This window comes from Actinoplanes sp. OR16 (genome assembly GCF_004001265.1).
Lineage (GTDB): Bacteria > Actinomycetota > Actinomycetes > Mycobacteriales > Micromonosporaceae > Actinoplanes.
In genome coordinates, this window is sequence record NZ_AP019371.1 from 4,368,339 (window position 1) to 4,392,354 (window position 24,016).

General features: G+C 69.2%; 24 protein-coding genes and 1 riboswitch. Of the genes, 6 read left to right on the plus strand and 18 right to left on the minus strand.

The features are described 5' to 3' along the window. Nucleotides 1-83 precede the first annotated feature (83 nt). Nucleotides 84-767 (plus strand): TetR/AcrR family transcriptional regulator C-terminal domain-containing protein, encoded by a 684-nt coding sequence (locus tag EP757_RS20215; protein ID WP_160165821.1) that lies wholly within the window; start codon nucleotides 84-86, stop codon nucleotides 765-767. A gap of 826 nt (nucleotides 768-1,593) precedes the next feature. Here EP757_RS20215 and EP757_RS20220 read toward each other — a convergent pair. The 6 genes from EP757_RS20220 to EP757_RS20245 form a co-directional block, all read right to left on the minus strand. Next, nucleotides 1,594-3,084 carry a hypothetical protein gene (locus tag EP757_RS20220; protein WP_127548277.1) on the minus strand — a complete coding sequence of 497 codons (1,491 nt, stop codon included), beginning with the start codon at nucleotides 3,082-3,084 and terminating at the stop codon, nucleotides 1,594-1,596. Next, nucleotides 3,081-3,914, minus strand: coding sequence for a hypothetical protein (locus tag EP757_RS20225; protein ID WP_127548279.1), 834 nt, complete (start codon nucleotides 3,912-3,914; stop codon nucleotides 3,081-3,083). Before EP757_RS20225 ends, EP757_RS20220 begins: the two co-directional genes overlap by 4 nt. Nucleotides 3,915-3,969: 55 nt before the next feature. Continuing rightward, entirely contained in the window at nucleotides 3,970-4,275 is a 306-nt protein-coding gene (locus EP757_RS20230; RefSeq protein WP_127548281.1) for a DUF3349 domain-containing protein, read from the minus strand. 1 nt (nucleotide 4,276) lies between these two features. After that, nucleotides 4,277-4,540 (minus strand): hypothetical protein, encoded by a 264-nt coding sequence (locus EP757_RS20235; protein ID WP_127548283.1) that lies wholly within the window; start codon nucleotides 4,538-4,540, stop codon nucleotides 4,277-4,279. Nucleotides 4,541-4,550: 10 nt separating this feature from the next. Next, entirely contained in the window at nucleotides 4,551-5,765 is a 1,215-nt protein-coding gene (locus tag EP757_RS20240; RefSeq protein WP_127548285.1) for an inorganic phosphate transporter, read from the minus strand. A gap of 80 nt (nucleotides 5,766-5,845) precedes the next feature. After that, nucleotides 5,846-6,667 (minus strand): SGNH/GDSL hydrolase family protein, encoded by an 822-nt coding sequence (locus tag EP757_RS20245; RefSeq protein WP_160165822.1) that lies wholly within the window; start codon nucleotides 6,665-6,667, stop codon nucleotides 5,846-5,848. A gap of 35 nt (nucleotides 6,668-6,702) precedes the next feature. On the opposite strand from EP757_RS20245, the gene EP757_RS20250 reads away from it, so the two are divergent. Both EP757_RS20250 and EP757_RS20255 read left to right on the plus strand, forming a co-directional pair. Continuing rightward, the gene (locus EP757_RS20250) at nucleotides 6,703-6,993 is read left to right on the plus strand and encodes a SelT/SelW/SelH family protein (protein WP_127548289.1); all 291 of its coding nucleotides are present in this window, start codon (nucleotides 6,703-6,705) and stop codon (nucleotides 6,991-6,993) included. Nucleotides 6,994-7,015: 22 nt separating this feature from the next. After that, nucleotides 7,016-8,092: a calcium:proton antiporter gene (locus EP757_RS20255; RefSeq protein ID WP_127548291.1), complete on the plus strand. Its 1,077-nt coding sequence runs from the start codon at nucleotides 7,016-7,018 to the stop codon at nucleotides 8,090-8,092. 91 nt (nucleotides 8,093-8,183) lie between these two features. Here EP757_RS20255 and EP757_RS20260 read toward each other — a convergent pair whose 3' ends face one another. The 7 genes from EP757_RS20260 to EP757_RS20290 all read right to left on the minus strand — a co-directional run bounded on the left by EP757_RS20260 (nucleotide 8,184) and on the right by EP757_RS20290 (nucleotide 15,649). Beyond that, complete coding sequence (locus EP757_RS20260; RefSeq protein ID WP_232050595.1) at nucleotides 8,184-8,885, minus strand: trans-aconitate 2-methyltransferase; 702 nt, start codon at nucleotides 8,883-8,885, stop codon at nucleotides 8,184-8,186. Between the two features lie 58 nt (nucleotides 8,886-8,943). Further along, entirely contained in the window at nucleotides 8,944-10,089 is a 1,146-nt protein-coding gene (locus tag EP757_RS20265; RefSeq protein WP_127548295.1) for an aminotransferase class V-fold PLP-dependent enzyme, read from the minus strand. A 1-nt stretch (nucleotide 10,090) separates the two neighbouring features. Then, nucleotides 10,091-11,395 (minus strand): pyridoxal-phosphate dependent enzyme, encoded by a 1,305-nt coding sequence (locus EP757_RS20270; protein ID WP_127548297.1) that lies wholly within the window; start codon nucleotides 11,393-11,395, stop codon nucleotides 10,091-10,093. Next, nucleotides 11,392-12,831 (minus strand): alanine racemase, encoded by a 1,440-nt coding sequence (locus tag EP757_RS20275; RefSeq protein WP_127548299.1) that lies wholly within the window; start codon nucleotides 12,829-12,831, stop codon nucleotides 11,392-11,394. Before EP757_RS20275 ends, EP757_RS20270 begins: the two co-directional genes overlap by 4 nt. A 90-nt stretch (nucleotides 12,832-12,921) precedes the next feature. After that, nucleotides 12,922-13,956, minus strand: coding sequence for a hypothetical protein (locus tag EP757_RS20280; protein ID WP_127548301.1), 1,035 nt, complete (start codon nucleotides 13,954-13,956; stop codon nucleotides 12,922-12,924). Then, on the minus strand, nucleotides 13,953-14,666 hold the full coding sequence (locus tag EP757_RS20285) for a TIGR03943 family protein (RefSeq protein WP_127548303.1): 714 nt from the start codon (nucleotides 14,664-14,666) through the stop codon (nucleotides 13,953-13,955). Before EP757_RS20285 ends, EP757_RS20280 begins: the two co-directional genes overlap by 4 nt. Then, nucleotides 14,663-15,649, minus strand: coding sequence for a permease (locus tag EP757_RS20290; RefSeq protein WP_232050596.1), 987 nt, complete (start codon nucleotides 15,647-15,649; stop codon nucleotides 14,663-14,665). Before EP757_RS20290 ends, EP757_RS20285 begins: the two co-directional genes overlap by 4 nt. 150 nt (nucleotides 15,650-15,799) lie before the next feature. Here EP757_RS20290 and EP757_RS20295 point away from each other — a divergent pair, with 150 nt between their 5' ends. Both EP757_RS20295 and EP757_RS20300 read left to right on the plus strand, forming a co-directional pair. Further along, a complete protein-coding gene (locus EP757_RS20295; protein ID WP_127548307.1) occupies nucleotides 15,800-16,393 on the plus strand; it encodes a copper resistance CopC family protein in 594 nt (197 codons plus the stop codon). Nucleotides 16,394-16,408: 15 nt separating this feature from the next. Next, nucleotides 16,409-17,119: a YcnI family protein gene (locus tag EP757_RS20300; protein WP_127548309.1), complete on the plus strand. Its 711-nt coding sequence runs from the start codon at nucleotides 16,409-16,411 to the stop codon at nucleotides 17,117-17,119. Nucleotides 17,120-17,166: 47 nt separating this feature from the next. Here EP757_RS20300 and EP757_RS20305 read toward each other — a convergent pair whose 3' ends face one another. Then, on the minus strand, nucleotides 17,167-17,727 hold the full coding sequence (locus EP757_RS20305; RefSeq protein ID WP_127548311.1) for a GNAT family N-acetyltransferase: 561 nt from the start codon (nucleotides 17,725-17,727) through the stop codon (nucleotides 17,167-17,169). A gap of 85 nt (nucleotides 17,728-17,812) precedes the next feature. After that, the gene (locus tag EP757_RS20310; protein ID WP_174262422.1) at nucleotides 17,813-18,148 is read right to left on the minus strand and encodes an MmcQ/YjbR family DNA-binding protein; all 336 of its coding nucleotides are present in this window, start codon (nucleotides 18,146-18,148) and stop codon (nucleotides 17,813-17,815) included. A gap of 176 nt (nucleotides 18,149-18,324) precedes the next feature. Here EP757_RS20310 and EP757_RS20315 point away from each other — a divergent pair, with 176 nt between their 5' ends. Further along, the gene (locus EP757_RS20315; protein ID WP_127548315.1) at nucleotides 18,325-19,275 is read left to right on the plus strand and encodes a sulfite exporter TauE/SafE family protein; all 951 of its coding nucleotides are present in this window, start codon (nucleotides 18,325-18,327) and stop codon (nucleotides 19,273-19,275) included. A 69-nt stretch (nucleotides 19,276-19,344) separates the two neighbouring features. On the opposite strand, the gene EP757_RS20320 is transcribed toward EP757_RS20315, so the two are convergent. From EP757_RS20320 to EP757_RS20330, 3 genes are all read right to left on the minus strand, one after another. Then, nucleotides 19,345-20,340, minus strand: coding sequence for a ribonucleotide-diphosphate reductase subunit beta (locus tag EP757_RS20320; protein WP_127548316.1), 996 nt, complete (start codon nucleotides 20,338-20,340; stop codon nucleotides 19,345-19,347). Then, nucleotides 20,340-22,688, minus strand: a complete 2,349-nt coding sequence (locus EP757_RS20325) for a ribonucleoside-diphosphate reductase subunit alpha (RefSeq protein ID WP_127548318.1) — start codon at nucleotides 22,686-22,688, stop codon at nucleotides 20,340-20,342. The genes EP757_RS20320 and EP757_RS20325 overlap by 1 nt, the downstream gene beginning before the upstream one ends. Nucleotides 22,689-22,794: 106 nt before the next feature. Further along, nucleotides 22,795-23,000, minus strand: a riboswitch (cobalamin riboswitch). Nucleotides 23,001-23,040: 40 nt separating this feature from the next. Further along, a complete protein-coding gene (locus EP757_RS20330) occupies nucleotides 23,041-23,964 on the minus strand; it encodes a diacylglycerol kinase family protein (RefSeq protein ID WP_127548320.1) in 924 nt (307 codons plus the stop codon). Nucleotides 23,965-24,016: the final 52 nt, after the last annotated feature.

Sequence of the window (24,016 nt, forward strand, 5' to 3'; positions counted from 1 at the left end):
TCAATAGGGTGAGCTGGCTTACTTCCCGCTGGGGGAAATATGCTGTCCGCGGACGGGGGCCGACAAGGGGGCGAACGGACGACATGAGCGACGAGAAACAGCCTGCGCTGGCACCGCGTCGCGACCTGGCGCCACGTCGTCGCGGCCGGCCACCCAGGATCAGCCGGGAACGGATCGTCGAGGCCGCCCGCGCCATGGACCCGGAGACGCTCACGATGCAGGCCGTCGCGGAACGTCTCGGCGTCGACCGCAAGGCGCTGAACTACCACGTCAGCGACCGGGACGGCCTGCTCGAACTGGTCGCCCTCGACGTGCTGCACGCCGAGGTGGGCGAGACCTCGCTGCCGGAGGGCGCGGACTGGCGGGAGGCGACCCGGCACATAGCCCGGGGCATGCGCGCCGGCATGGTCCGCACCGGCGCGCTCTTCGAGTACGTCCGGATGCCCGTCGGCGGCCTCTCCACCCTGGCCCCGGCGGAACGCTACGCGGAGACGCTGATCGCCGCCGGCTTCACCGAGGAGCAGGCGTCACGGGCCCTCGCCTTCCTCGCCGAGTTCGTCTTCTCCTCCGCCCGGGACGCCATCATGATCGCCCGCAACGGCGTCCACCCGCAGGTCACCGAGATCCGAAAAGCGCTGGAGTCCACACCCGCCGACGAGTACCGCGCCCTGCGCCGCCTGCTGGACACCCACTTCCAGGCCGGCGACGCCCAACTGGAGTTCGACCTGCAGATCTTCATAGCCGGCCTGGAGACCCTGCTCTCCTGACCCGGCTGCACACCGGAGCCGTCCTTGCGCCGGATCTGTCGCTCGCTGGTACAGCCGGACTTCGCCGAGCCGCGACCCCTTGCCGAGTTCCAGCCGACCATCCGCCGCGCGAGGGCTTCGGTGTGCACCTGGGTGGCGTCGGCTGCACAGCAGTAGCGACAATTCGGGCGGCGAGTCGGCGCAGGTGTGGCAGCCGGCGGGCACTGGGGACCGCTACAGCCTCGGTGACGCCCGCGAGCCGTAGCCCAGCAACGTAATGCGGCAACCACTAGCCGACCCGACCACCGCCCGGCTGTGACCCATTGCTGCCGTCGACCCCTTGGGACAGCAATGGGTCACAGCCCACGGAGTCCGGCTGTGACTCGTTGCTGCCGTTGATCTCTTGGGACGGCGATGGGTCACAGCTCGCGGGGTTTGGCTGTGACTCGTTGCTGCCGTTGACCTCTTGGGACAGCAATGGGTCACAGCCCACAGAGTCCGGCTGTGACTCGTTGCTGCCGTTGACCTCTTGAGACAGCAATGGGTCACAGCCCACAGAGTCCGGCTGTGACTTGTTGCTGCCGTTGACCCCTTGGGACGGCAATGGGTCACAGCCCACAGAGTCCGGCTGTGACTTGTTGCTGCCGTTGATCTCTTGGGACGGCGATGGGTCACAGCTCGCGGGGTTTGGCTGTGACTCATTGCTGTTCGGCCAGCGCGGATATGGCGGGGAGTCGGGCACCGTGCGGATCGACGGGCGGCTTGGGCGGCGGGTGGGATTCCGGCGCGGCTCGGTGTGGTGACGACACACCCGGAATGCGCAGGGGGTCGGGCGGCCCTGGTGGGGTCAGGGTTTGCGGATCTGGCTCAGGGCTGTTCGGGCTGCTCGTCGTCCGGTGCGGAGGGCGCCTCGCACGGCCGTGGCCGCTCTACCGGGAACGGTGCCCTTGAGGACGGCGATGATGCGGTAGGCGCGTGCCAGTTCCCTGTCTCGTGCGGCGAGCCGTTGTTCGTACCACGCTGCTCGTTCCCGGGTTTCGGCGAGTTCGCGGGCGAGCCGGTCCCGTTCGGCGGTTACCTCGCGCAGGGCGGCCGGACCGGGGCGGACCGGGGCGGCCGGATCGGGGCGGGCCGCGGTGGCAGCGGGTGTCGCTTCGATGCCGGCCATTGCTTCGATCAGGTCGGCGAGGTCTTCCGGCGCCGCGTCGATGAAGTCGCGCAGCGCCTGTCCTGGATCGGCGGCCGGGCCGATGCCGAGGTCGAACAGCCGGCCCTCGGCGTCCACGACCAGGGCTTCGGCGCCGGTACCGGCGAACTGGCCGCCCTGCCACGCCGCCAGCAGTGTGCGCAGGGCCGCGAGATCCTGCCCGCGGGCGGCGGCGAGCAGAGCTTCGAGCAGATTACGCCCGTCCGGGACACTGAACGGCCCGCGCGAAGGTGCAGCGGACGGGCCGGTGCTGCTGGAGACGCGGGTCCAGCCGTGTGCGGCCTGGGTCACGCGGTGGGTTTCCTCTGCCGGGGAGGTCAGGATCGCGGCGGGCAGGCTCACCGAACCGGCTCGGGAGGCGGCCACGAACCACGCCGGCGCCAGGACGGTGGTGGAAGCGCTCGCCAAGGTCTGCACGAGGAGGGGGCGGGGGTCGGCCAGGATCGGCGTCGAGGGCAGGCCGGCCCGGCGCAGCGCACCCGCTAGGAAACCGGTGAGGTGCGGATCGTGGAACAGGGCGGGGGAGATCAGGGCTCGGGGAGCACGCGGGTCCGGGAACGCGGCGTAGTCGTGCAGCACCGACAGTCCGGCGGCGGTGAGCCGGTCGGTCAGGGCGGTCAGGGTCGCGGGGCGGGACGGGTCGTCGAAGGCAGGGGCGGACCAGTCCTCGTCGCCCGGTTCGGTGCCGAGGGCGAGGAGCCGGTGCAGGCCCGACGGGTTCTCGCAGCCCAGCAGCAGGCGGCCGCCGGGACGGAGGACCGCGAGCAGCACGGCGAGGCTGTCGTCCCAGGTCGGGCCGTCGCTCTCGGTCGAGGTGACCCGGTCCAGGCCGTCCAGCGCGATCACCGTGTCGTACGCCGGAACCGCCGCGAGCTTCTCCAGGCTCCCGCAGCACACCTCGACGCCGGGGTGGGACGCGTACCGGGCGGCCAGGCGTTCGGCGTCCGGCACGCCCCGCACCAGCACGGTGATCCGCCCGGCGGTGACCCTGTCGATCAGGGAGGCGTCGTGCGGGCCGGCGATCAGGGTGTGACCTTGCGCGGCGGTGAGCAGATCGCTCAGGGCTTCCCCCCGTACCGGGGAAGGGTCTTGCCAATGAGGCATCTCGCCACCGAGCAGAAGCGGGATCATGCGGCGGCCTCCACCGAGCGGTCGGACCAGTGGAACAGGGCGCGGAGCTCGGCGGGCGGGAGGAGGCGGTCGGCGCCGAGCTCGTCGACGGCGACGGCGTGGGCGAGCTCGGGATCGACGGTGGTGCCGTGCAGGGACGACCACTGGCGGCGGATCCGCTGACGGCCACCGAACAGATCCTTCTCGTCGCGCAGCTGCATCGGATCGCCGTAGACGGCCGGCTCGCATCCGGCGAGCGCGCCGTAGAACACCGCGCTGCACAGCCGGTTCGACGCGACCCGCCGGTGCCGCAGCAGCTCACCGAGCTGGCGGTCGAGGAATCCGGGGTCGAGGTCCTTCCACCAGCCGCCGCGGTACCCGTGGCAGATCACCCGGAACCCGGCCCGCTCGTAGCGCCGGCGCACCGAGGCGGTCCGGTACTCCTGCCAGTAGAGGCAGACCGTCACCGGGCCGGGCTCGGTGTCCCGGATGTCGGCGATCAACCGGTCGTGATCACCCTGGACGTGCTGGCCCTCCCAGCCGTGGAAGGGGTACCAGATCGTCCCCTCCCGGGGTTCCGGGGACGGCGGTGTCATGGCGAGCAGGTACGCCAGGGGCGCGCCGGTGACGTACACCCGGCGGCGCCCCATCGACCAGGCCCGGCGGCGGGTCCGCTCGCTCCAGACGAACGACGGGATGCCGGGGACGTACTCGTGGTCGGGTGCGAGGCCGTCCCCGATGTTCCAGCCGTGCTGCAGGTAACCGCGGATCCGGGGCGGGTCGGCGCCGTCGAAGCCGCAGTAGCGGGCGAGGACGTACGAGTGCCCGTAGTAGTGGTTGGCGTGGTGCACGGCCCATCGAAACGCGCCGAGACGTCCGCTACGCGAACAGCAGGCGACGCTGTTTTTACAAGGGCGGGTCAGCGAGCGGCCATCCGCCCGCCGCGAGGTGCGCCGACACCCGGACGACGTCCTCCGGCGTGGCCGGCTGGAGGACCGTGCTGCTGACCATCTCCTCGATGTCCTGTGGCGTGATCGGCTCGACGGCCTGGGCTGCCAGCTCCTTCGCGATGCCGCGCACCTCGTCCTCGGTTAGCGTGCGCCGCAGCAGTCCGAGCAGCACCACGTAGTCCCGCCGCGGCACGCCCTCGGGGTATCCGGCGCGCAGCCACTCCACGGCACGGGACAGGAAATTGGATCGGGATTCGGTCATATCAATCCTTGCTCACCAGGGTCGGGTAGATGTGCTCGAAGCTCAGCTCCTTGCCGGAGCCGGTCGCCACGATGAACGTGATACCCAGCGCCACGGCGAGCAGAACGATCGAGAAGGAGACGTATCCGCCGGCCCGGCCGGTGGGGCCGCCGTGCGCCAGCGACCGGATGCCCAGCGCGAACAGCGCCGGCAGTCCGGCCCCGATCAGGAGGCCGGCGAGCAGGATCCGCCAGACGGCGTCCAGCGCGAGAGTCAGGTTGTCCACGGCCGCCCTCTCAATTCCCGGTACGGGCGGGCTCGGGTGCGGCCGCGCCCTCCCACTCGTCGTTGACATTGTTGTGGTCGATCGGCGTACGCCGGGACAGCTGCCACATGACCCCGGCGGCCGCCAGCATCAGCAGGAAGACGGTGATCGCGCCGGCCACCCCGCCGATCAGGTCGGCGATGAACCAGGTGAGCGCGCCGACCAGTCCCGCGGCCGGCAGGGTGACCAGCCAGGCGGTCACCATGCGGCCGGCGACTGCCCAGCGGACCTGCGCGCCGGGACGGCCGACGCCGCTGCCCAGGATCGAGCCGGTCGCCACCTGCGTGGTGGAGAGCGCGAAGCCGAGGTGGCTGGAGGTGAGGATGACGGTGGCCGCGGCGGACTCGGCGGCGAACCCCTGCGGAGGCGCGATCTCCACGAGACCCTTGCCGAGAGTCCGGATGATCCGCCAGCCACCGAGATAGGTGCCGAGCGCGATCGCCAGTGCGCAGGACACGCGTACCCAGAAGGGGATGTCCTCGGTGTCGGACCACTCACCGGCGGCGATCAGCGCGAGGGTGATGACGCCCATGGTCTTCTGCGCGTCGTTGGTGCCGTGCGCGAGTGAGACGAGCGACGCGCTGCCGATCTGTCCCCAGCGGAAGCCCTGCTCGGTGAAGCGCGTCGCCACCCCGACGGTGATCCGGTAGATCAGCCAGGTGCCGACGCCGGCCACGATGCCGGCGATCACCGGGGACATCAGCGCCGGCAGCACCACCTTGCCGAGGACGCCGTCGAGCTTGCTGCCGTCGCCGGTCCACTTCACCCCGGCCCAGCCGAGACCCGCGACGGTCGCGCCGATGATCCCGCCGAAGAGGGCGTGCGAGGAGCTGGACGGCAGACCGAGCAGCCAGGTGATCAGGTTCCAGACGATGCCGCCGATGACGCCGGCCAGCACGATGATGAGCAGTGCTGTGCCGCCGTCGGCGGTCAACGCGGGTTTGGGGGTGCCGTCGGAGTTCTGGATGTTCACGACGGCGTTCGTCACGGTGAGCGCGACCTCGATGGAGAGGAACGCGCCGACGAGATTGAGCACTGCGGAGAGCAGTACGGCGACCTTGGGCCGCAGAGCCCCGGTGGCGATCGACGTGGCCATCGCGTTCGCGGTGTCGTGGAACCCGTTGGTGAAGTCGAAGCCGAGGGCGGTGATGACCACGAGGGCCAGGATCACGAGTGTCTCGGTCACGCTGTGAGCGTTGCCCCGCCGCGAGGCACGGGCATCCTCCTGGGAGGAGTGTTATTCAGGCATTCCTATGTAGTTCATCTTCAGCGCGTCACGGTGAGAAGCGCCTTCGCGTACGCCGCATAGCCGTCCGCGTTCGGGTGGAACGACTCGGAGACGTTGTCGGCGACCGCGTTGATCCACGGGTCCTTCGTGCACGCCTCGTGGCCCGCGAAGATGATCCGCCCGTCCACGTAGGTGAAGCCCGGGTGCTTCGTGACCGCCGCCGCGATCACCTCGGAGAGCGTGTCCGAGGCCTCGTTGAGGGTCTTGCGGCGGGCGTCGTTGAGGTCGCACTTCGTGCCGCTGCCCGGGTCGGCGACCAGGTGCGGGTAGCCGACCACGTAGACCTTGGCGTTCGGGGCGGCGGTGCGGATCTTGGTGTAGAGGTCGTCGAGCGAGCCGGGCAGGGTGTTCTCCATGGTCCCGGTGGCGTTCGTGACCGACTGGGCGCAGGTCTGATCGTTGCCGAGCAGGCACTGCTGGAGTCCGGCGACGAAGCCGACGTCGTTGCCGCCGACGGTCAGCGTCACCCAGCCGGTCTTCTCGGTGAGGGCGGTGAGCTGCCGGGTCGCGACCGTGTTGATCACCGCGCCGCTGCAGGCGTTGTTGAGGGTCGCGCCCAGATCGGCCTTCTCGTCGATCCACTGCTGCGGGTACGACTTGTCCTTGCTGACCAGGCAGCTGCTGTCGGCGTAGTCACCGGCCCCGAGTCCGGCGGCGTAGGAGTCACCGAGGGCGACGTAATCGTTCGCCGCGACGATTTCAGCGGCTTTGTCCGATTTCTCTTCCGCTTTTTCTGCTGAGCATCCAGAAATGAGGAGAGAAAGTGCAACAAGTCCGACTGTCCACGCTGGCTTCGACACGCGATGATCATTCCAGACCGGGCATACTCGGTCGCGTGCCGACACCCCGCCTCGAAATCGAATACTGCACTCAGTGCCGCTGGCTGCTGCGAGCCGCCTGGACCGCACAGGAGCTCCTCACCACGTTCGCGACCGAGCTCGGCGAGGTGGCGCTGGTCCCGGGGATCGGCGGCGTCTTCGAGATCCGGCTGGACGGCGAGACGCTCTGGTCGCGCAAGGCCGAGGGCGGTTTCCCGGAGGTGCCGCCGCTCAAGAGGATGGTCCGTGACCGGATCGCCCCGGATCGCGACCTCGGCCACAGTGATCGGAAAGCGAGCGGGAGCTGAGCACCTTTGGCAGAGTTGAGCGATGAAGCACTGGACCGCAGCTCTGCCTGCCCTGTCGGCCGCGGCCCTCGTTCTCACCTGGGGCCGCGACCTGCCACCGGTCGTGGTCGTGATCGTCGCGCTGCTGCTCGGCGGCGCGGTCCTGGCGGCCGTGCACCACGCGGAGGTGGTCGCGCATCGGGTCGGTGAGCCGTACGGGTCGCTGATCCTCGCCGTCGCCGTCACGGTCATCGAGGTGGCCCTCATCGTCACTCTCATGATCAGCGGTGGCGAGAAGTCGCAATCGCTCGCCCGCGACACCGTCTTCGCCGCCGTCATGATCACGGTGAACGGCATCCTGGGCATCTCGCTGCTGGTGGGCGCGGTCCGTCGCAGGATCGCGGTCTTCAACCCGGAGGGTACGGGTGGCGCTCTCGCCACCGTGGCCGCCATCGCCACGCTGAGCCTCGTGCTGCCGACGTTCACGACGAGCCGTCCCGGGCCGCAGTTCTCGCCCGCCCAGCTCGGATTCGCCGCCGTCGTGTCGCTCGGCCTGTACCTGCTCTTCGTGCTGGTGCAGACCCGCCGGCACCGTGACTACTTCATGCCGATCACCACCGAGGGCGAGGTGATCGACGGCGAGGATCACCTGGAGCCGCCGTCCAGCCGCACCGCCCTGACCAGCCTCGGCCTGCTGCTGCTGGCGCTCGTCGCGGTCGTCGGCCTGGCCAAGGGCATCTCGCCCTCGATCGAATCGGGGGTGGCCTCGGCCGGTCTGCCGCACGCGGTGGTCGGCGTGGTGATCGCCCTGCTCGTGCTGCTGCCGGAGACCATCGCGGCGGTCCGGGCGGCCGCTCGCGACCGCATGCAGACCAGCCTGAACCTGGCCCTCGGCTCGGCGATGGCCTCGATCGGACTGACCATCCCGGCCATCGCCACCGCGATGATCTGGCTGGATGGCCCACTGCTCCTCGGCCTCGGCGGCACGCAGATGGTGCTGCTGGTGCTCACCTTCGTGGTCGGCACGCTGACGGTGGTGCCGGGACGCGCCAACATCCTGCAGGGCGGTCTGCACCTGAGCCTGCTGGCCGTCTTCCTGTTCCTGGCCGCGAGTCCGTAGAGCTTCCTGGCCGCGAGCCCGCAGAGCTTCCTGGCCGCGAGTCCGTAGAGCTTCCTGGCCGCGAGTCCGTAGAGCGACGATCGGCACCGGGTCAGTGGGCGGCCACGGCTGCGTGGCGGGACTCCCGCCAGATCAGGCCGGCCTCGGTGAAGCCGGCTGCCCGGGCCGCGGAGGCGTGCCACTCGACGGTGGCCGTGAACCCGGACGGAGGATGGGCGCGGAACGCGTCGGCGCGTTCGTGGAGGAGCGGGCTCATGCCGGGTACGTCCGGGAGGGCGGCCCACCAGCGGGACCAGGTGTCGGACGGGGTCGCGGTCGCGGACATCGCGGTCGTCAGGGCCGGCAGGTGGTCGTCGGGCATGACGTCGGCGATCACCAGCAGGCCGCCGGGAGCCAGCACGGAACGGGCCCGGCGGTAGAGGGTTCCGACTGCTCGCGCGTCCAGGTAGTGGACGGCCATGAGCGCGGTCACCAGGTCGTACCCGTCTCCGGTCAGCGCCGGCCAGGACGGGCTGGTCAGGTCGGCGCCGATCACCGTCACCGTCTCGGGTACGGCGGTCCTGGCGAGCGAGAGCAGGACCGGGTCGAGGTCGAGGAGGGTGATCCGGGCGGTGGGCCAGCGGTCGGTGAGGCGTTCGGCGTAGCGGCCGGGACCGCCACCCAAGTCCAAGATCCGCTGGGGGGTGTCGCCGAGGGCGGCTTCGGTGGTGGTGGCGATCGCGCGTTCCAGGGAATCCATACCGGGAACGAAAGCGGCCATGGCGTCGTCCCAGCTCAGCCGTAGGGAAGCCACATCAGCAAGATCAGGGCCGGCAAAATCTGGGCTGGCAACAACGCTTTGCACCGAAATATCATGACATGCCGGACAGCACCTCCAGCAGCCTGTCGATCTCTTCCGGCGAGTTGTACGCATGAACGCTCACCCGTACCGATGAAGTCTTCTCACCCGCCACCGCCTGGCAATGCGCGTCCGATCGCACCAGGAGACCGTGCGAGGAGAGGATGAAGCCGAGGTCGTTGGAGCTGATCGCGTGGTGCCGGAAGGCGACGATCCCGTGCCGCTGCTGAACCGGGGAGTCGATCGTGAGGCTCTGCTGGCAGCCGAGCACCTCGTAGTCGGGCAGCTTGGACAGGCCGTCGGTGAGGCGCAGGCCGAGCGCGCGGTTCCAGCTCTCGATCCGGTCGAGGCCCGCCTCGTCGAGCCAGTCCATCGCCGCGACGAGGCTGACGATGCCGGCCGTGTTCGGGGAGCCGGCCCAGCCGCCGAGCCGGAACTCCGGGCCGCGCTGATTGCGGGCCCAGACCGCGCCGATCCCGGGCAGTGCCATCGCCTTGTGACCGGAGAAGACCACGAAGTCCACGTCCAGGTCGGCGACCGAGAGCGGCAGGTGGCCGAAGCTCTGCGCGGCGTCGAGGCAGATCGGCACGTCCGGCGCCAGGGTGCGGAGGCGGTGCACGTTCATGTCGTTGCCGTAGACGTGGTGCACGTGTGTGGCGGCGATGAGCCGGGTCCGGGGGCTGATCGCCAGGTCACGGAAGGCGTAGTCGTGCGCCGAGTCGTACGGCAGCGACCGCACCACCGCACCGGAGAGGGCCGCCGCCTCCTCCCAGGGCAGCAGGTTCGCGCTGTGGTCGGCGTGCGGCACCAGGATCTCGTCACCGGGCTTGAGCTGAGGCAGCAGCCAGTCCCGGGCCACCGCCCGCAGCCCTTCGGTCGTTCCACTCACAAAGTGCACACCCGAGATTTCAGAAATATCCGAAAAGAAGCGGCGCAATCGATGCCGGGCCTCCTCGATCCGCGAAGTGGTCCGGTTCGCCCACGGATAGGAACCCCGGGCCGCGTTCGCATTACCCGTGGTCAGATACGAGAAGACCGCGTCGAGAACGGCCTGCGGCTTCTGTGACGTGGCAGCGTTGTCCAGGTAGGCGAGGTCCGGATTGCCGGCGATCTGCGGGAACTGGGCGCGCAGCGACCGATGCCAGTCGTTGAGATCCATGTCAGTCACGCACCAGCGGGGCGCCCGCATCCCGCCACGCGATGATCCCGCCTTCGAGCGATCGTGCGGCCGGATGCCCCATCCGGGTCAGCAGCGCGGCGTAGGCCGCCGACTTCTCCCCGACCGGGCACACCAGGAGCACCGGTTGCCGGCGGCTGAACGGCAGACCGGCGTGCAGCATCTCCCCGAACACGTCCTCGCCGATGTTCACCGAACCCTCGATGTGCAGCGCCTGGTAGGCGAAGGGGCTGCGCAGATCGACCACCAGCGCGTCCTCGACGAAGCTATCGGAGCCGGTCACGGTGGGCGCTGCGGCGATCTCCGTGGGCGACAGCGTGCCGATCGAGTTCTTCCGCGGCGGCCGGCCGAACAGCGACGGCCTGCGCTCGCGCAGATAACTCAGATAGCTTTCGACGCGATCGCAGACGATCAAGACAGCCGTTCTCCGCTCATTCAGAGAGCCGTCGATCGTACGGAGATAGCGGACCGCCCCTTGATAGGCGCCTCCTCCGGTCGGCCCGGCGAGGGTTCCGCAACGGCGTACCAGAGTGAGAAGCCCGTCGATCGCTTCATCGGCGCTGACCGTCTCGATCGTGTCGTACACGGCCGGGTCGAAAAGGCCTACCTCGTGCACTTCGTCGATGGTGCGGATACCGGGGATGAAGTCGCTTTTCGCGGCCACCAGCCCGACGATGGTGCTGTCACCGCCGTGCGCGCGCAGGGCACGGGCCACACCGGTCGAGGAGCCCGCGGTGCCGACGCAGGCGATGAAGTAGTCCGGCGCCCGGCCGTCGAGGTCCTTCACTATCTCCTGGCCGGTTCCGGAGAAATGGGCGTCGGCGTTGCGCTCGTTGAAGTACTGGTCGGTGTGCACGTATCCGCCGCTGTCCTGCAACGTGCGGTACATCCGGGTGAGCGGGTCGTCGGTGTCGGTCGGGTCAAGGCATTCCGAACGGCCCGGCAACTCCTCGATCTCGGCGCCGAGCAGCAACAACAGGTCCTTGATCTCCGGAATCTTCATCCGGTTGGTGACGCTGCGGAACGGCAGGCCGTGCATTCCGGCGATCAGCGCGAGCGCTTTCGCGGTGTTGCCGCTGGACAGTTCCACGACGGTGTCGCCGCGGCCGGCCGCCTCGCCGAGAAGGGGCCGGACCATGCTCCATGCGGCACGATCCTTCACCGATCCGAACGGATTCAAGAACTCCATCTTGGCGTACAGATCGATGTTCTTCAGTCTGTGCACGTCCGGGTCGATGCGCACCAGCGGGGTGTTGCCGATGGCCTCGGTGATGTCGTCATATCTCATGGCGCCTCCGGCTGCGCGTGAACGGGCCAGTAGGTCTCGTCGAGGCGCCATTGCCACGTCCCACCGGCGTGGTGGACCGCCACCGTGCGCGCGGCCGGCTGGCGCAGCGCCTCGGTAGCGGTGAAGTCCATGAGATAACCGGCGGTGTTCACGAAGACCAGCAGATCGCCGGGCTCCGGGCGGCTCGGCAGGAACACTCTCCGCCGGGTGATCAGGTCCGATTCCAGGCACAGATTCCCGAGCAGGAAGACGCCCGCCGCCGGGCCTTTCGCGCCATTGCGGGGTACGAGGACCGGATCCATCAGCACACCGTGCTCTTCGAGACCGACGTCGCGCGCGTTGCCGGCGAGCCGGACCAGCACGTCCCCGCCGTCCTCACGGACCTCGACGACCCGCATCGCGACGAGCCCGCACTGGTCGAGCAGGGCCCGGCCGGGTTCGACGTCGAGGTCGTACATGTGGTCCAGCAGCAGCTCGCCGAGCGGCCGCCGCTGCCCCGGCGCGTCGGTGCCGAGCAGCCGGTCCAGGTAGCCGGCGCCGGCGATCGGGCGGTGTGCCGCGTAGAGGGCGAGGGCGCCGCGCAGGGTTCCGGCCTCGGCGCGCAGACCGTATCCGTGGTCGTCCCAGGTCAGTGGCGCCCGGTTGCCGAGCACCGCCTGAGCCAGCTCGGAGGTGTACCGCTCCCACTCGGCGGCGTCGTCCAGGTAGTTCACGCCGAAGCCGCCGCCGATGTCGATCGACCACGGCCGCAGCCCGCGCTGCCGGCACTCGTCGAGCGCGGTGAGACAGCCCTCCAGCGCGACCGCCTTCTCCCGCAGCTCGACGGTGTCCAGGTGGTAGGCGGCCCCGACCAGTTCCAGCCGGTCCTCGTGGGCGGCGATCAGGTCGAGCGCGCCGGTGAGGGCGGCCGCGGCGATGCCGAACCTGCTGCGGCGGCTCTGTACCCGTACCCCGGAAGTCTCGAAGCGCGAGAGACGCACCATGATCCGCACCCGGGGCAGCCCCCGGGCTGCGACGATCGATGCCAGCTCGCGCAGCTCGTCCGCCGAATCCGCGTTGACGATCACGCCGGTGCGCGCGGCGAGCCAGAGGTACTCGCGGTCCTTCGGCCCGGTCGCCATGATCCGGTCTGGCGTGAAGCCGGCTGCCAGCGCGTGCTGCAGTTCGCCGAGCGAGGCGACGTCGGCACCCGCTTCGGTCGCCGCGAATTCCCTGAGCAGGGCGGATGAGCGGTTGGCCTTGTGCGCGTAGTAGATCCGGCCATGGAGGCGATGCTTCTTGTACGCCTCGCGGAACCTGGCGACGTTCTCCCCGGCCCGCTGCGGCAGAACCACGTTGAGCGGTGAGCCGAGGCCGTCCACCAGTCGTCCCAGCAGCTCGCCGTCGTCGAGAACGGATTGAGTGAGCGGATCGATTCTCGGTTTCAGGAACAGCATCGTGGCGACTCCCGGGGAGGTCTCTCCGGTGCGTCCCCAACCTAACCGAACCCGCCACTCTCCGCAAAAGAGTGAATACGGAGCGTTGTGTCACACCGTCCGGAGGTCGAGGGTGTGCCAGACCGTCGCCTCCCGGTCGCCGGTGGACCACCAGAGCATCCCGTCCCGGCTCGCGGCCAGGTCGGCGGCGGCCGACAGGGTGACGGTCCGCTGTGCGGCGATGTCGTGGACCACGAGCCCGGCCGTCCCGGTGAGGTCGGAGTCGGGGCGGGTCTCGGAGAGGATCTCGAAGCGATCGAGCACCGCGATGTCGTTCACGGCGGCCTGGGTGCCCGGCCCGGCGACCCGCCGGCGATCCGAGCCGTCCGGCCGCATGACGTCGACCCGAGCCAGGCCCTGACCGTTATTGACCATGACGCGGCACCACGCCGGGGTGCACATGGTCCACTCGGCCGGCCCCGCGGTGATCCGCTTCTCGGCGCCGGTCTCCAGATCGTGGAGGGTGATCTCACCGGCCTGGCCGCCGACGTCGCTGGTCAGCCAGGGCCAGGCCGTCAGGGCCCACTGTCCTGGTCGCTCGCGCTTCCGCACGGCGCCGCCGGTCAGCGGAACCGATCGGATCTCGGTCGTCGTGTCACCGTCGGCGGCGGCCCAGTGCACGCGCCCATCGGCCACCACCAGGTCATGCTGGCCGCCGTAAAGGAGGATGTTTCCGGTGTCCGCGGTGAGTTTCCGCGGGTTTCCGGCGGGCAATGCCAGGGCCCAGATCTCGGTACGCCCGTCCTCTGTCGTCTCGGTCCAGAGCAGATCGTCGCCAGAGCTGGTGAGGTTGTCGAAGCGGGAACTCGCCGGCAGCGTGCGTAGATCACGATTCTTCAGGATCAGGCGGGTCTTGCCGCCGGCGTCAGCCGTGCCCACCGCGGTGGTCGCGTCCAGGAACAGCAGGGGCTCGAATCCCAGGTCGCGGAGATCGGCGCGGTCCGCGTCCGGCCACACCTGCGCGAGCGTGGGCCGGGCCTGAGACGCGGGGACGGCGGCCGGCTGCTGCTCGGGCAGTCCTCCGGCCAGCAGCACGACGGCAGCACCGAGGGCGACGCCCAGGCTGATCTTCCTGGTCGCGGTCATTCGTACTGCTGCTTCGGCGCTCTGATCGGCTGCCACTCGTCGACCTCGAGGTAGGAGATGTCGGCCTGATTCACCGGGTCCTTCGCGCGCTGTGCGCTGTGCCGCCCGACGACCTCCACCCACTGCCCGGCCGGAACGTCGATCACCGGCCCGCCGCTGAGACCGACTTTGATCGGCCGCCCATCAGCAGCGCAACAACTCACCACGATCCGAGCGAGCATGGGGCCGCCGTCCGGTCCTGTGCTCAGGAACCCGGTCAGCTTCACCCGTCGCCCGCCGAGACTGCGCCCGTCGTCATAGATGCTGCGAGACGCGTAGTCGAGCAGCCCGACCGGCACGGGATCCCCTTCCGGCAGCGGCCCGTAATCCGATTCCGCCGCGGCAGGCAGCGTCCCGCTCTGGTCGGCAGTGAACGCCCCGAGAGCCGGTGGAGCGACGAGCAGCAGCCCGATGACGGGAAGCAGGAGAAGCCACCCCACCCGAGGCTCGTGATGCGCATGGTCATGGTCGTCGCCGGCGGCGGCGGTCCGGCGGGGGCGGTACTCGTACCAGAGGGTGAAGAGCGCGGTGAGCACCAGGATGGCACCGGTCAGCAGCAGGAACGGGCGCAGGCCCTCCTTGACGTAGCGCAGGTGGAGGTCGGTGAGCGACGCCTTCAGGACGGCGCCGCCGAAGAGGAGCAGGACCACGGCCTGGGCCTGGCGGTTCACAGCAGGACCAGCCCGGTGAGGGTGCCCGCCACGACGGCGAGGGCGAAGGTCGCGGGGGCGAAGCGGGAGGCGAAGGCCCGGCCGAAGACACCGGTCTGCATGGCTATCAGCTTCAGGTCGACCATCGGGCCCACCACCAGGAAGACCAGTCGTGAGGTCAGGGAGAACTGGGAGAGCGACGCCGCCACGAAGGCGTCGGCCTCGCTGCAGATGGAGAGCAGGACGGCCAGGACGGCGAGGGCCAGGACGGAGAGGGCCGGGTTCGCGGCCAGGGTCTGCAGCCAGGCCTCCGGGACGAGCACGTTGATGGTGGCGGCTGCGGCGGCGCCGAGGACCAGGAAGCCGCCGGCGTGGACGACGTCGTGGCGGACCGCTGACCAGAAGGCCTCGCCCTTCGAAGCTCGGTCCAGGTCGGGGCGGTGCGGGAGGCGGATCCAGTCGGCGCGGCCGAGGCGCAGCCACAGCCAGCCCATCAGCACGGCGACGGCCAGGCTCGCCACGGCCCGGGCCGCCACCATCTCGGGGTTGCCGGGGAAGGCCACCGCCGTGGCGGTCAGCACGATCGGGTTGATCGCGGGGGCGGCGAGCAGGAAGGCCAGGGCCGCGGCCGGGGTGACGCCGCGGCGGATCAGCGAGCCGGCCACCGGGACGCTGCCGCACTCGCAGCCGGGCAGCACCACGCCGGCGAGGCTCGCGGCCGGCACGGCGAGAGCCGGCCGCGACGGCAGCGCCCGGGCCCAGAACGAGCTCGGCACGAAGACCGCGATGACGGCCGAGAGCAGCACGCCGAAGACCAGGAACGGGACGGCCTGGACCAGCACCGAGACGAAGACGGTGGTCCAGGTCTGCATCCTGGCGCCGGACACCACGCCGGAGAGCGGACCTCGGAGGATCACCAGCAGGATCAGGACCGCGGCGAGGACCTCGACCGAACCGATCACCCGGTGGCGGGGGTCCGCCGGGCGATCCTTGACCAGAGTCACCTGACGGAATTTACCCGTTGCTCCGCCGATGGCGTGGATCACGAAAGAGTGATCGGAAAGTCGCGGGAACCTTTGGGGGATGGGGAGCGACTAACGGCGAGTATCAAGCTGACGTGACCGCTACGACCGCGCCTCGCTGTGAAGGAACGCATGGAAGACACCGAACGGATCCGCCGCGCCGCCCGGCCGCTCCTCGCCCTGGTCGCGATGGTGGCAGTGCTGCTGCCCGGCGCGCCGGCCTGGGCGCACAACGCGCTCACCGAGGCGAGCCCGGCGAAGAACGCCGAGCTGACGAAGGCGCCGGAGGGCGTCAAGCTGAAGTTCCTGCAGAAGCTCGACCCGGACTACACGGTCATCGCGGTCACCGACGCGGAGAAGCAGAAGGTCTCCACCTCCGAGCCGAAGATCGACGGCGGCACCGGGAGCGTGACGTTCGACGAGCCGCTCGCGAACGGCGCGTACACGGTCGCCTACCAGGTCGTCTCGACGGACGGGCACACGGTGAAGGGGTCGTACGAATTCACCGTGGACGACCCGTCGGCGGTGGTCCCCTCGGAAGCACCCTCGGTGGAGCCGGTCGTCCCGTCGGAAGCGGCGCCGAGCACGGCGAGTGACGCGTACAGCTCCGAGTTGACCCTCACCCAGGACGAGGACGACTCCTCCCTGGGCTGGATCGCCGGAGTCGCCGTCCTGGTGTTCGCTGGATTAGCCGGTTTTGTGATCGTCCGTCGCCGCAAGAAGTGAAAGGCTTACCCCCTGATGAAGCAAGCAGTCCTCCGCCGTGCCGCTGCCGTCTCCGCCGTGGCGGCCGCGTTCGTGCTGGCCGTGGCGTCCCCCGCCGCCGCGCACGTGACGGTCAACCCGAGCAGCGCCACGCAGGGCGGCTACTCGAAGGTGTCGTTCCGGGTGCCGAACGAGAGTGACACGGCGTCGACCACGAAGGTCGAGGTGAACCTGCCGATCGAGAGCCCGGTCGGCTCGGTCTCGATCAAGCCGGTGCCGGGCTGGACCGCCGTCACCGAGAAGTCGAAGCTGGACAAGCCGGTGGAGGTGCACGGCGCGCCGCTCACCGAGGCGGTCACCAAGATCACCTGGACCGCCGACAAGGGTTCGGAGATCAAGCCGGGCACATTCCAGGAGTTCGACGTGTCGCTCGGCCCGCTGCCCGAGGTCGACCAGATGGTCTTCAAGGCGCTGCAGACGTACTCGGACGGCAACGTGGTCCGCTGGATCGACGAGCCCACCACCGACGGCACCGAGCCGGAGTCGCCGGCGCCGGTCCTGAAGCTCACCGCCGCGACCGCGGACGGGGCCGCGGCGCCGTCGGCCGCCGCGCCGGTCGCCGCGCCCGAGGAGAGCGACGACTCGAGCGGTGGCAGTTCGGTGTGGGGCATCGCGGGCCTGGTCGCCGGCCTCGCCGGTCTGGTCCTGGGCCTGCTCGCCTACCGCAAGGCGTCGCAGAAGGCGTAAGGCGCGACGAAGGTCCCCGGCGCGCAGGTGCCGGGGACCTTCCCTTTTCATCGTGATGCGCTCAAGGGCAGCGCCCGGACCAGCATCCGGTGCGAGCGCCAGCCCGGGAACGGCACGAGATCACCGACGTGCTGGAACCTCAGCCGCTGCAGCGCATGCCAGACCCGGGTGTTCGTCTCGGTGACGGCCAGCGCCACCCGCTCCTCGGAGCGCCGGTCGAGCAGGTCGGCCATCATCCGTACGCCGAGACGGTGCCTGCGGAACTCCGGCAGGACGAACGCTTCGCAGACCGCGAACGTCCGGCCCTCCCACTCCACCGGCAGCTCCGGATCCTGCACGTCGGTCAGGTCGCGCCACCAGAGCGTCTCGGGCGGCAGTGGGCAGCCCATGACGGTGCCCACCACTTCGCCGTCCACGTACCCGACGGCGGCCTCGAACCCGGGCGCCTCGGCGGTCCAGCGCAGCCGGTCCTCCACCGATGGCTCGCTGTGGTCGAGGAGATGCAGGTCGGCGGCGTGCACGCGGCGGTAGACGTCGGCCAGCACCTCCAGATCTACATGATCGGTGATTTCCACGGCGCTCTTGACGCCGTCCACTTCCAGAGACATGAAAGCCTTTCCCCCTAGTAAGGTGAGGCTTACCTAATCAAACAGGAAGCGGACAGGCAACCCACAAGTAACTTCGGTGGGAGAATCAGCGGCGCATGTTCCAGGCGTCGGTCATCAGCTCTTCCAGGCGCTCCACCGAGACCTCGGGGAGCCGGAGCATCACCAGCGGCAGGCCGTCGTAGCTGGGGTGGGTGAAGAACAGGTCCGGCTCGCCCAGCAGCAGCGCCTGCTTCTCCGCCTCGTCGCCGACGAAGAGCACTGCGACGTCGGTACGGATGACCCGCGGCTTTCCCGGGGTCCTCTCCGGATAGGACCAGACGAAACCCTTGTTCTCGACCCGGAAGTCGAAACCGTCGCTGTCGATCTCGACGACCTCGGGCAGCGCCAGCGCGAGGCGGCGCACGTCGTCCGCGTCGGCCACCGCGAACCCCTTCCCCCTGTGAGCGTCACTACATCCTGCCATCTCGGTCACCAGGCGTGAGACGGCGCTTGCCAGTCCGCGGTCCGAGCAACTAATCTCCGATCCAATAAATAGGAAATGCAGGCTCGGTCGGTGATGCATGCCGATCCACCCCATCCACCACTGGCGGTAGAGACATGCAGAAACTCCTCCTCCTGGCCCTCGTCGGCCTGGGAGCACAGCTCGTCGACGGTTCCCTCGGCATGGCGTACGGCGTGACCTCGACCACGTTGCTGCTGGCGATCGGTACGAACCCCGCTGCCGCGTCGGCGACCGTCCACCTCGCCGAGATCGGCACGACGCTCGTCTCCGGCTTCTCGCACTGGAAGTTCGGCAACGTCGACTGGAAAGTCGTTCTGAAGATCGGTGTGCCGGGCGCCATCGGCGCGTTCGCCGGCGCGACGTTCCTCTCCAACCTCTCGACCGAGACCGCGGCCCCGCTGATGGCGGTCATCCTGCTGGTCCTCGGCCTCTACGTGTTCATCCGCTTCACGTTCCAGGGTCTGCCCAAGGGCCAGCTCGGCAAGCCGCTGCGCAAGCGGTTCCTCGCCCCGCTCGGTGTCGTCGCCGGCTTCGTCGACGCGACCGGTGGCGGCGGCTGGGGACCGGTCGGCACCCCGGCGATCCTGGCGAGCGGCCGGCTGGAGCCGCGGAAGACCATCGGCTCGATCGACACCAGCGAGTTCCTGGTCGCCGTCGCCGCGAGCCTCGGCTTCATCGTCGGGATCGGCAACGAGGACATCGACTACGGCTGGGTCGCGGCCCTGCTCATCGGTGGCGTCATCGCGGCGCCGATCGCGGCCTGGCTGGTCCGGCACATCCCGCCGCGGGTGCTCGGCGCCGCGGTCGGCGGTCTGATCATCCTGACGAACACCCGATCCCTGCTGCGCAGCGACTGGATCGACGCGCCCGACGCGGTCCGCTACACCGTCTACGGCGTGATCTACGTGCTCTGGGCCGCCGCGCTGATCTACGCGATCAACCAGTACCGCAGCCACGCCGCCGAGGACAAGCAGATCATCGCCGAGGCGGAGGCCGCCGCGGCAGCCGGTGAGACGCCCGATGAGAAGGCGTCGACCCCGGCCTGACCGGCTCGGTTTCACCAGCACCGAAGCGAAACGCCCCGGGAGCCGATCTCCCGGGGCGTTTCTTCGTTCCTAGAAGTCGTCGTCGAAGCTCACCGAGCCGGTGACACCGACCTGGTACGCCGACACCCGCCGCTCGAAGAAGTTCGACAGCTCCTGCACGTCCTGGAGCTCCATGAACGCGAACGGGTTGGTGCTGCCGTACATCGGGGCGATGCCGAGCGCCATGAGCCGCCGGTCCGCGACGTGCTGCAGGTACTCCCGCATGTCACCGAGCGACATCCCGCTGACACCCTGTTCGAGCAGGTCCTCGGCGAACTGGACCTCGCACTCCACGGCTTCGGCGAGCATCTCCCGTACCTGCTGCTCCATCGAGGCGTCGAACAGGTCGGGCTCCTCGGCGCGGACCTGGTCGACCACGTCGAACGCGAACGCCATGTGCATGCTCTCGTCGCGGAACACCCAGTTGGTGCCGGAGGCGAGGCCCTGCAGGACGCCGCGGGAACGGAGGAAGTACACGTACGCGAACGCCCCGTAGAAGAACAGTCCCTCGATGCAGGCCGCGAAGCAGATGACGTTGAGCAGGAACGCCCGCCGGTGCTCCTTGGTCTCCAACTGCCGCAGGTCGAAGACCGAATCGATCCACTTGAAGCAGAACTCGGCCTTGCGGGCGATCGACGGGATGTTCTCGACGGCGGAGAACGCCTCGGCCCGCTCCTTCTCGTCGGGGACGTAGGTGTCGAGCAGGTTCAGATAGAACTGGACGTGCACGGCCTCCTCGAACAGCTGCCGGGACAGGTAGAGCCGGCCCTCCGGGGAGTTGACGTGCTGGTAGAGGTTGAGCACCAGGTTGTTCGCCACGATCGTGTCGCCGGTGGCGAAGAACGCGACGAGCCGGGAGACCAGGTGCTGCTCGGCGGCGGTCAGCTCGGCCAGGTCGGCGAGGTCGGAGTGCAGGTCGACCTCCTCGACGGTCCAGGTGTTCTTGATGGCGTCCTTGAACCGGTCGAAGAAGTGCGGGTACTTCATCGGCCGCAGGGTCAGGTCCATTCCGGGGTCGAGCAGCATTACTGGCAGGCCTCACACGATTCGGGGTTTTCCAGGGAGCAGACCTCAGCCGGCGTCAAGGCCGGGATGAGGGAGGGAGCGACGGACACGGTGGCCTGCTGGATGCGGGTCGCCGGCCGCGAGCGCAGGTAATAGGACGTCTTCAGCCCGGACTTCCAGGCGTACAGGTACATCGAGGAGACCTTGTTGATGGTCGGCGCCGCCATGAACAGGTTCAGCGACTGCGACTGGTCGATGTAGGGCGCCCGGGCCGCCGCGAGGTCGATGAGCGCGCGCTGCGGCAGCTCCCACGCCGTGCGGAAGAGTTCCCGCACATCCTCCGGCAGATCGAGGATGCCCTGCACCGAGCCCTCGGCCCGCTTGATCGCCTCACGGATCGGGGCGGTCCAGAGATCGCGGGACTTCAGCTCCCGTACCAGGTAGGTATTGATCTGAAGGAATTCGCCGGACATGGTCTCGCGCTTGAAGAGGTTGCTGACCTGCGGCTCGATGCACTCGTAGCAGCCCGCGATGGACGCGATGGTGGCCGTCGGCGCGATCGCGACCAGCAGGGAATTGCGCAGGCCGTGCTCGGCGATCGACGCCCGCAGCGCATCCCACCGCGCGGTCTGCGTGACGGTCGCGCCCCACAGGTCCGGGTGCAGATCACCCTTCGCGGCGCGGGTCTCCGAGTAGGCGGGGTGCGGGCCGAAACGCGAGGCCAGAGCCGCCGACGACTCCAGCGCGGTCAGGAAGATCTCCTCCTGGACCCGGGTCGACAGTTCCCGCGCCGCCGGCGAGTCGAACGGCAGCCGCAGCGTGAAGAACGCGTCCTGCAGGCCCATCAGGCCCAGGCCGACCGGACGCCAGCGCGGGTTCGACGCGGCGGCCTGCTGAGCCGGGTAGTAGTTGATGTCGATGACGCGGTCCAGGAACACGACGGCCGTGCGTACCGTCTCGCGCAGTCTCTCCCAATCCACGCCGGCGGCCGTGACGTGCGCGCCGAGGTTGACCGAGCCGAGGTTGCAGACGGCTGTCTCGTCGTCGTTGTTCACCTCGAGGATCTCGGTGCACAGATTCGACAGGTGGATGACGTTCCCGGGCGCGCCGGTCTGGTTGGACAGGCGATTCGACGGGTCCTTGAAGGTCATCCAGCCGTTGCCGGTCTGTGCCAGCGTGCGCATCATCCGCCCGTACAGATCCCGCGCTTTGACGGTCTTGACGGCTTTCTTCTCGGCCGTCCGATAAGCCTCGGTGAACGCGTCGCCATAGAGATCGGGCAGCTCAGGGGCGTCCGAAGGGTCGATCAGCGACCACTGTTCGTCGGCCTCCACCCGGCGCATGAACTCGTCCGGGATCCAATTGGCGAGGTTCAGATTATGGGTACGCCGGGACTCCTCCCCGGTGTTGTCCCGCAATTCGAGGAACTCCTCGATGTCCGGGTGCCACGGCTCCAGGTAGACACAGGCGGCCCCCTTGCGCCGGCCGCCCTGGTTGACCGCCGCCACTCCCGCGTCGAGCGTCTTCAGGAACGGGACGATGCCGTTGGACCGGCCGTTGGTGCCCCGGATCAGCGCGCCACGGCCCCGGACCCGCGACCACGAGATGCCGATGCCGCCGGAGAACTTCGACAGCTTCGCGACCTGGTGGTACCGCTCGTAGATCGAGTCGAGCTCGTCCTTGGGGGAGTCGACGAGGAAGCAGCTCGACATCTGGGTGTGCCGGGTGCCCGAGTTGAACAGCGTCGGTGAGCTGGGCAGATAGGCGAGGCTGGACATCAGGCGGTAGAAGCCGATCGCCTCGTCCGCGGTCGTCGACAGGCCGCACGCCACCCGGAGCAGCCAGTGCTGCGGGGTCTCGATGAGCGTCCGCTTGGTGGGGTGCCGCAGCAGATAGCGGTCGGCGACGGTGCGCAATCCGAAGTATTCGAACCTCAGGTTGGCGTCGTCGTTGATCGCCGAGTCCAGTTCGTCGCGATTTCTCTGGACGAACTCGGCCGTCTCGTCGCTGATCAGGCCCTCGATGTGCCCCAGGGCGATCGACTCGCTGAACGTCGTGACGCCCTCGTCGCCGACCTCCTCGGCGATGTACGCCGCGAGCAGCCGTGCGGCGACCTTGGAATACTGCGGTTCCTCACCGATCAGCTCGGCGGCCGTCTGGATCGACAGCTTGTCCAGCTCCGCGGTGGTGGCGCCGTCGTAGAGGCCGCTGATGGTCTTCGTGGCGACCCGCAGCGGATCCACCTCGTCCAGGTCGGCGACCCAGCGCTCGACCGCCGTGACGATCTTGTTGACGTCGACCGCCTCGGTCTCGCCGTTGCGCTTTCGGACCTGCATGGCGTGCCTGCGTTGTTCCGGTACCGCTGTCATTGCTCTCTCCTCGCGAGCCCTGGGTCATCCGGGCACGGGGAGACGCCGGCCGACATCGGCCTCCGGCGTCGGTCGTCCCACGCGACCTTCGACCGCCGCAGGCCGGGATGGCATGCGGCGCGCTGGCAGGTCTTCGGACTCGTGGGCGCATGACACGTTCCTACTGGCCGTCGCTTCCCAGGCTTGCGCCCAGTGCTTACTGACGGCGGTCGTTCCCACTAACCGCTGCGGGGCAGTTCCGGACTCACACCGGATTCCCTCTTGCCTCGGCGTCCGCTTGCGCGGGGCCGAACCAGCTGCGGGAGACACCATATATGGATGCGCTCGCTCAGGGGCAACCCAACATGGTGTGTCAGTGATCTTCAGTACCCGGAGGTGCCATGATCCGGAGCGCGTTCGCGTCGAGGGCGATCCGCAGCGGCGTCCTCCCGCACGGCTCGCCGTCCACCTCCACCGCGGCCGGACGATCGGTTTCGAGCCACAGCTCACCCACCGCGAGAAAAGGGCGTTCATGCAGCGTACGGCGGTGGCCCGTCAAAGCATTCCGGGCCGTCTCGCGGAGAAGCCCCCGCCGGGTCGACTCGCCCACCGGGTAGGCCACCAGCAGCCGGTCGTCCGCGTGCGCGTCAGCCGTGATCGGGCGACCCGCGTGGAAGCCGCCGTTCGCCACGTAGACCTGGTGCGTCGCGAAGACGATCTCCCGGCCGCCGGCGCGGATCGTCGCCCGCAGGGGCCTGTGCCTCCGCAGCAGACCCAGGGCGGTGATCGGGTAGGCGAACCGGCCGATCGCCCTCTTGAGCCGGCTCGGCGCGTTGATCATCACTTCGGCGGAGAGCCCGATCCCGACGTGGTTGGTGAACGGCATGTCCCCGGCGATCCCGAGGTCCACATCGATCACCAGTCCGTCGGTCATCGTCGTGACGGCCGTGTCCAGGTCGGGCGGGATGCCGACCGTACGGGCGAAATTGTTCGTGGTCCCCAGCGGCAGAAGCCCCAGCGCCATGTCCCGATGCGCCAGCATCCGGCCCGCCGTGCTGATCGTGCCGTCGCCGCCGCCCGCAACCAGCAGATCGGGGCCGAGGTCGATCGCCCGCTGCAGGCTCTGCTCCAGATCGCGCTCCACGGCGTAGGCGCCGAGCAGCTTGAAACCCGCCTTCTGCAGTCGCTCGTGCGCGTCCTCATAGAACTGCCGGCCGCGGCGGGACTTCGCGTTGACGACGAGGGCGGCTCGCCGCTCGCGGTGGATGTCCTCGGTCAGCTGCTGCTTCGTCCGCACCGCCAGACCCTATCGCCCCTCGCTGATCGTCAGCTGGATCGCTCGGGGGACC

Bases quoted from the DNA above. Each gene is read 5' to 3' on its own strand.
- EP757_RS20215 (WP_160165821.1), top strand. From the start codon at position 84: ATGAGCGACGAGAAACAGCCTGCGCTGGCACCGCGTCGCGACCTGGCG.
- EP757_RS20220 (WP_127548277.1), bottom strand. From the start codon at position 3,084: ATGATCCCGCTTCTGCTCGGTGGCGAGATGCCTCATTGGCAAGACCCT.
- EP757_RS20230 (WP_127548281.1), bottom strand. From the start codon at position 4,275: ATGACCGAATCCCGATCCAATTTCCTGTCCCGTGCCGTGGAGTGGCTG.
- EP757_RS20255 (WP_127548291.1), top strand. From the start codon at position 7,016: ATGAAGCACTGGACCGCAGCTCTGCCTGCCCTGTCGGCCGCGGCCCTC.
- EP757_RS20265 (WP_127548295.1), bottom strand. From the start codon at position 10,089: ATGGATCTCAACGACTGGCATCGGTCGCTGCGCGCCCAGTTCCCGCAG.
- EP757_RS20270 (WP_127548297.1), bottom strand. From the start codon at position 11,395: ATGAGATATGACGACATCACCGAGGCCATCGGCAACACCCCGCTGGTG.
- EP757_RS20275 (WP_127548299.1), bottom strand. From the start codon at position 12,831: ATGCTGTTCCTGAAACCGAGAATCGATCCGCTCACTCAATCCGTTCTC.
- EP757_RS20280 (WP_127548301.1), bottom strand. From the start codon at position 13,956: ATGACCGCGACCAGGAAGATCAGCCTGGGCGTCGCCCTCGGTGCTGCC.
- EP757_RS20295 (WP_127548307.1), top strand. From the start codon at position 15,800: ATGGAAGACACCGAACGGATCCGCCGCGCCGCCCGGCCGCTCCTCGCC.
- EP757_RS20300 (WP_127548309.1), top strand. From the start codon at position 16,409: ATGAAGCAAGCAGTCCTCCGCCGTGCCGCTGCCGTCTCCGCCGTGGCG.
- EP757_RS20305 (WP_127548311.1), bottom strand. From the start codon at position 17,727: ATGTCTCTGGAAGTGGACGGCGTCAAGAGCGCCGTGGAAATCACCGAT.
- EP757_RS20315 (WP_127548315.1), top strand. From the start codon at position 18,325: ATGCAGAAACTCCTCCTCCTGGCCCTCGTCGGCCTGGGAGCACAGCTC.
- EP757_RS20320 (WP_127548316.1), bottom strand. From the start codon at position 20,340: ATGCTGCTCGACCCCGGAATGGACCTGACCCTGCGGCCGATGAAGTAC.
- EP757_RS20325 (WP_127548318.1), bottom strand. From the start codon at position 22,688: ATGACAGCGGTACCGGAACAACGCAGGCACGCCATGCAGGTCCGAAAG.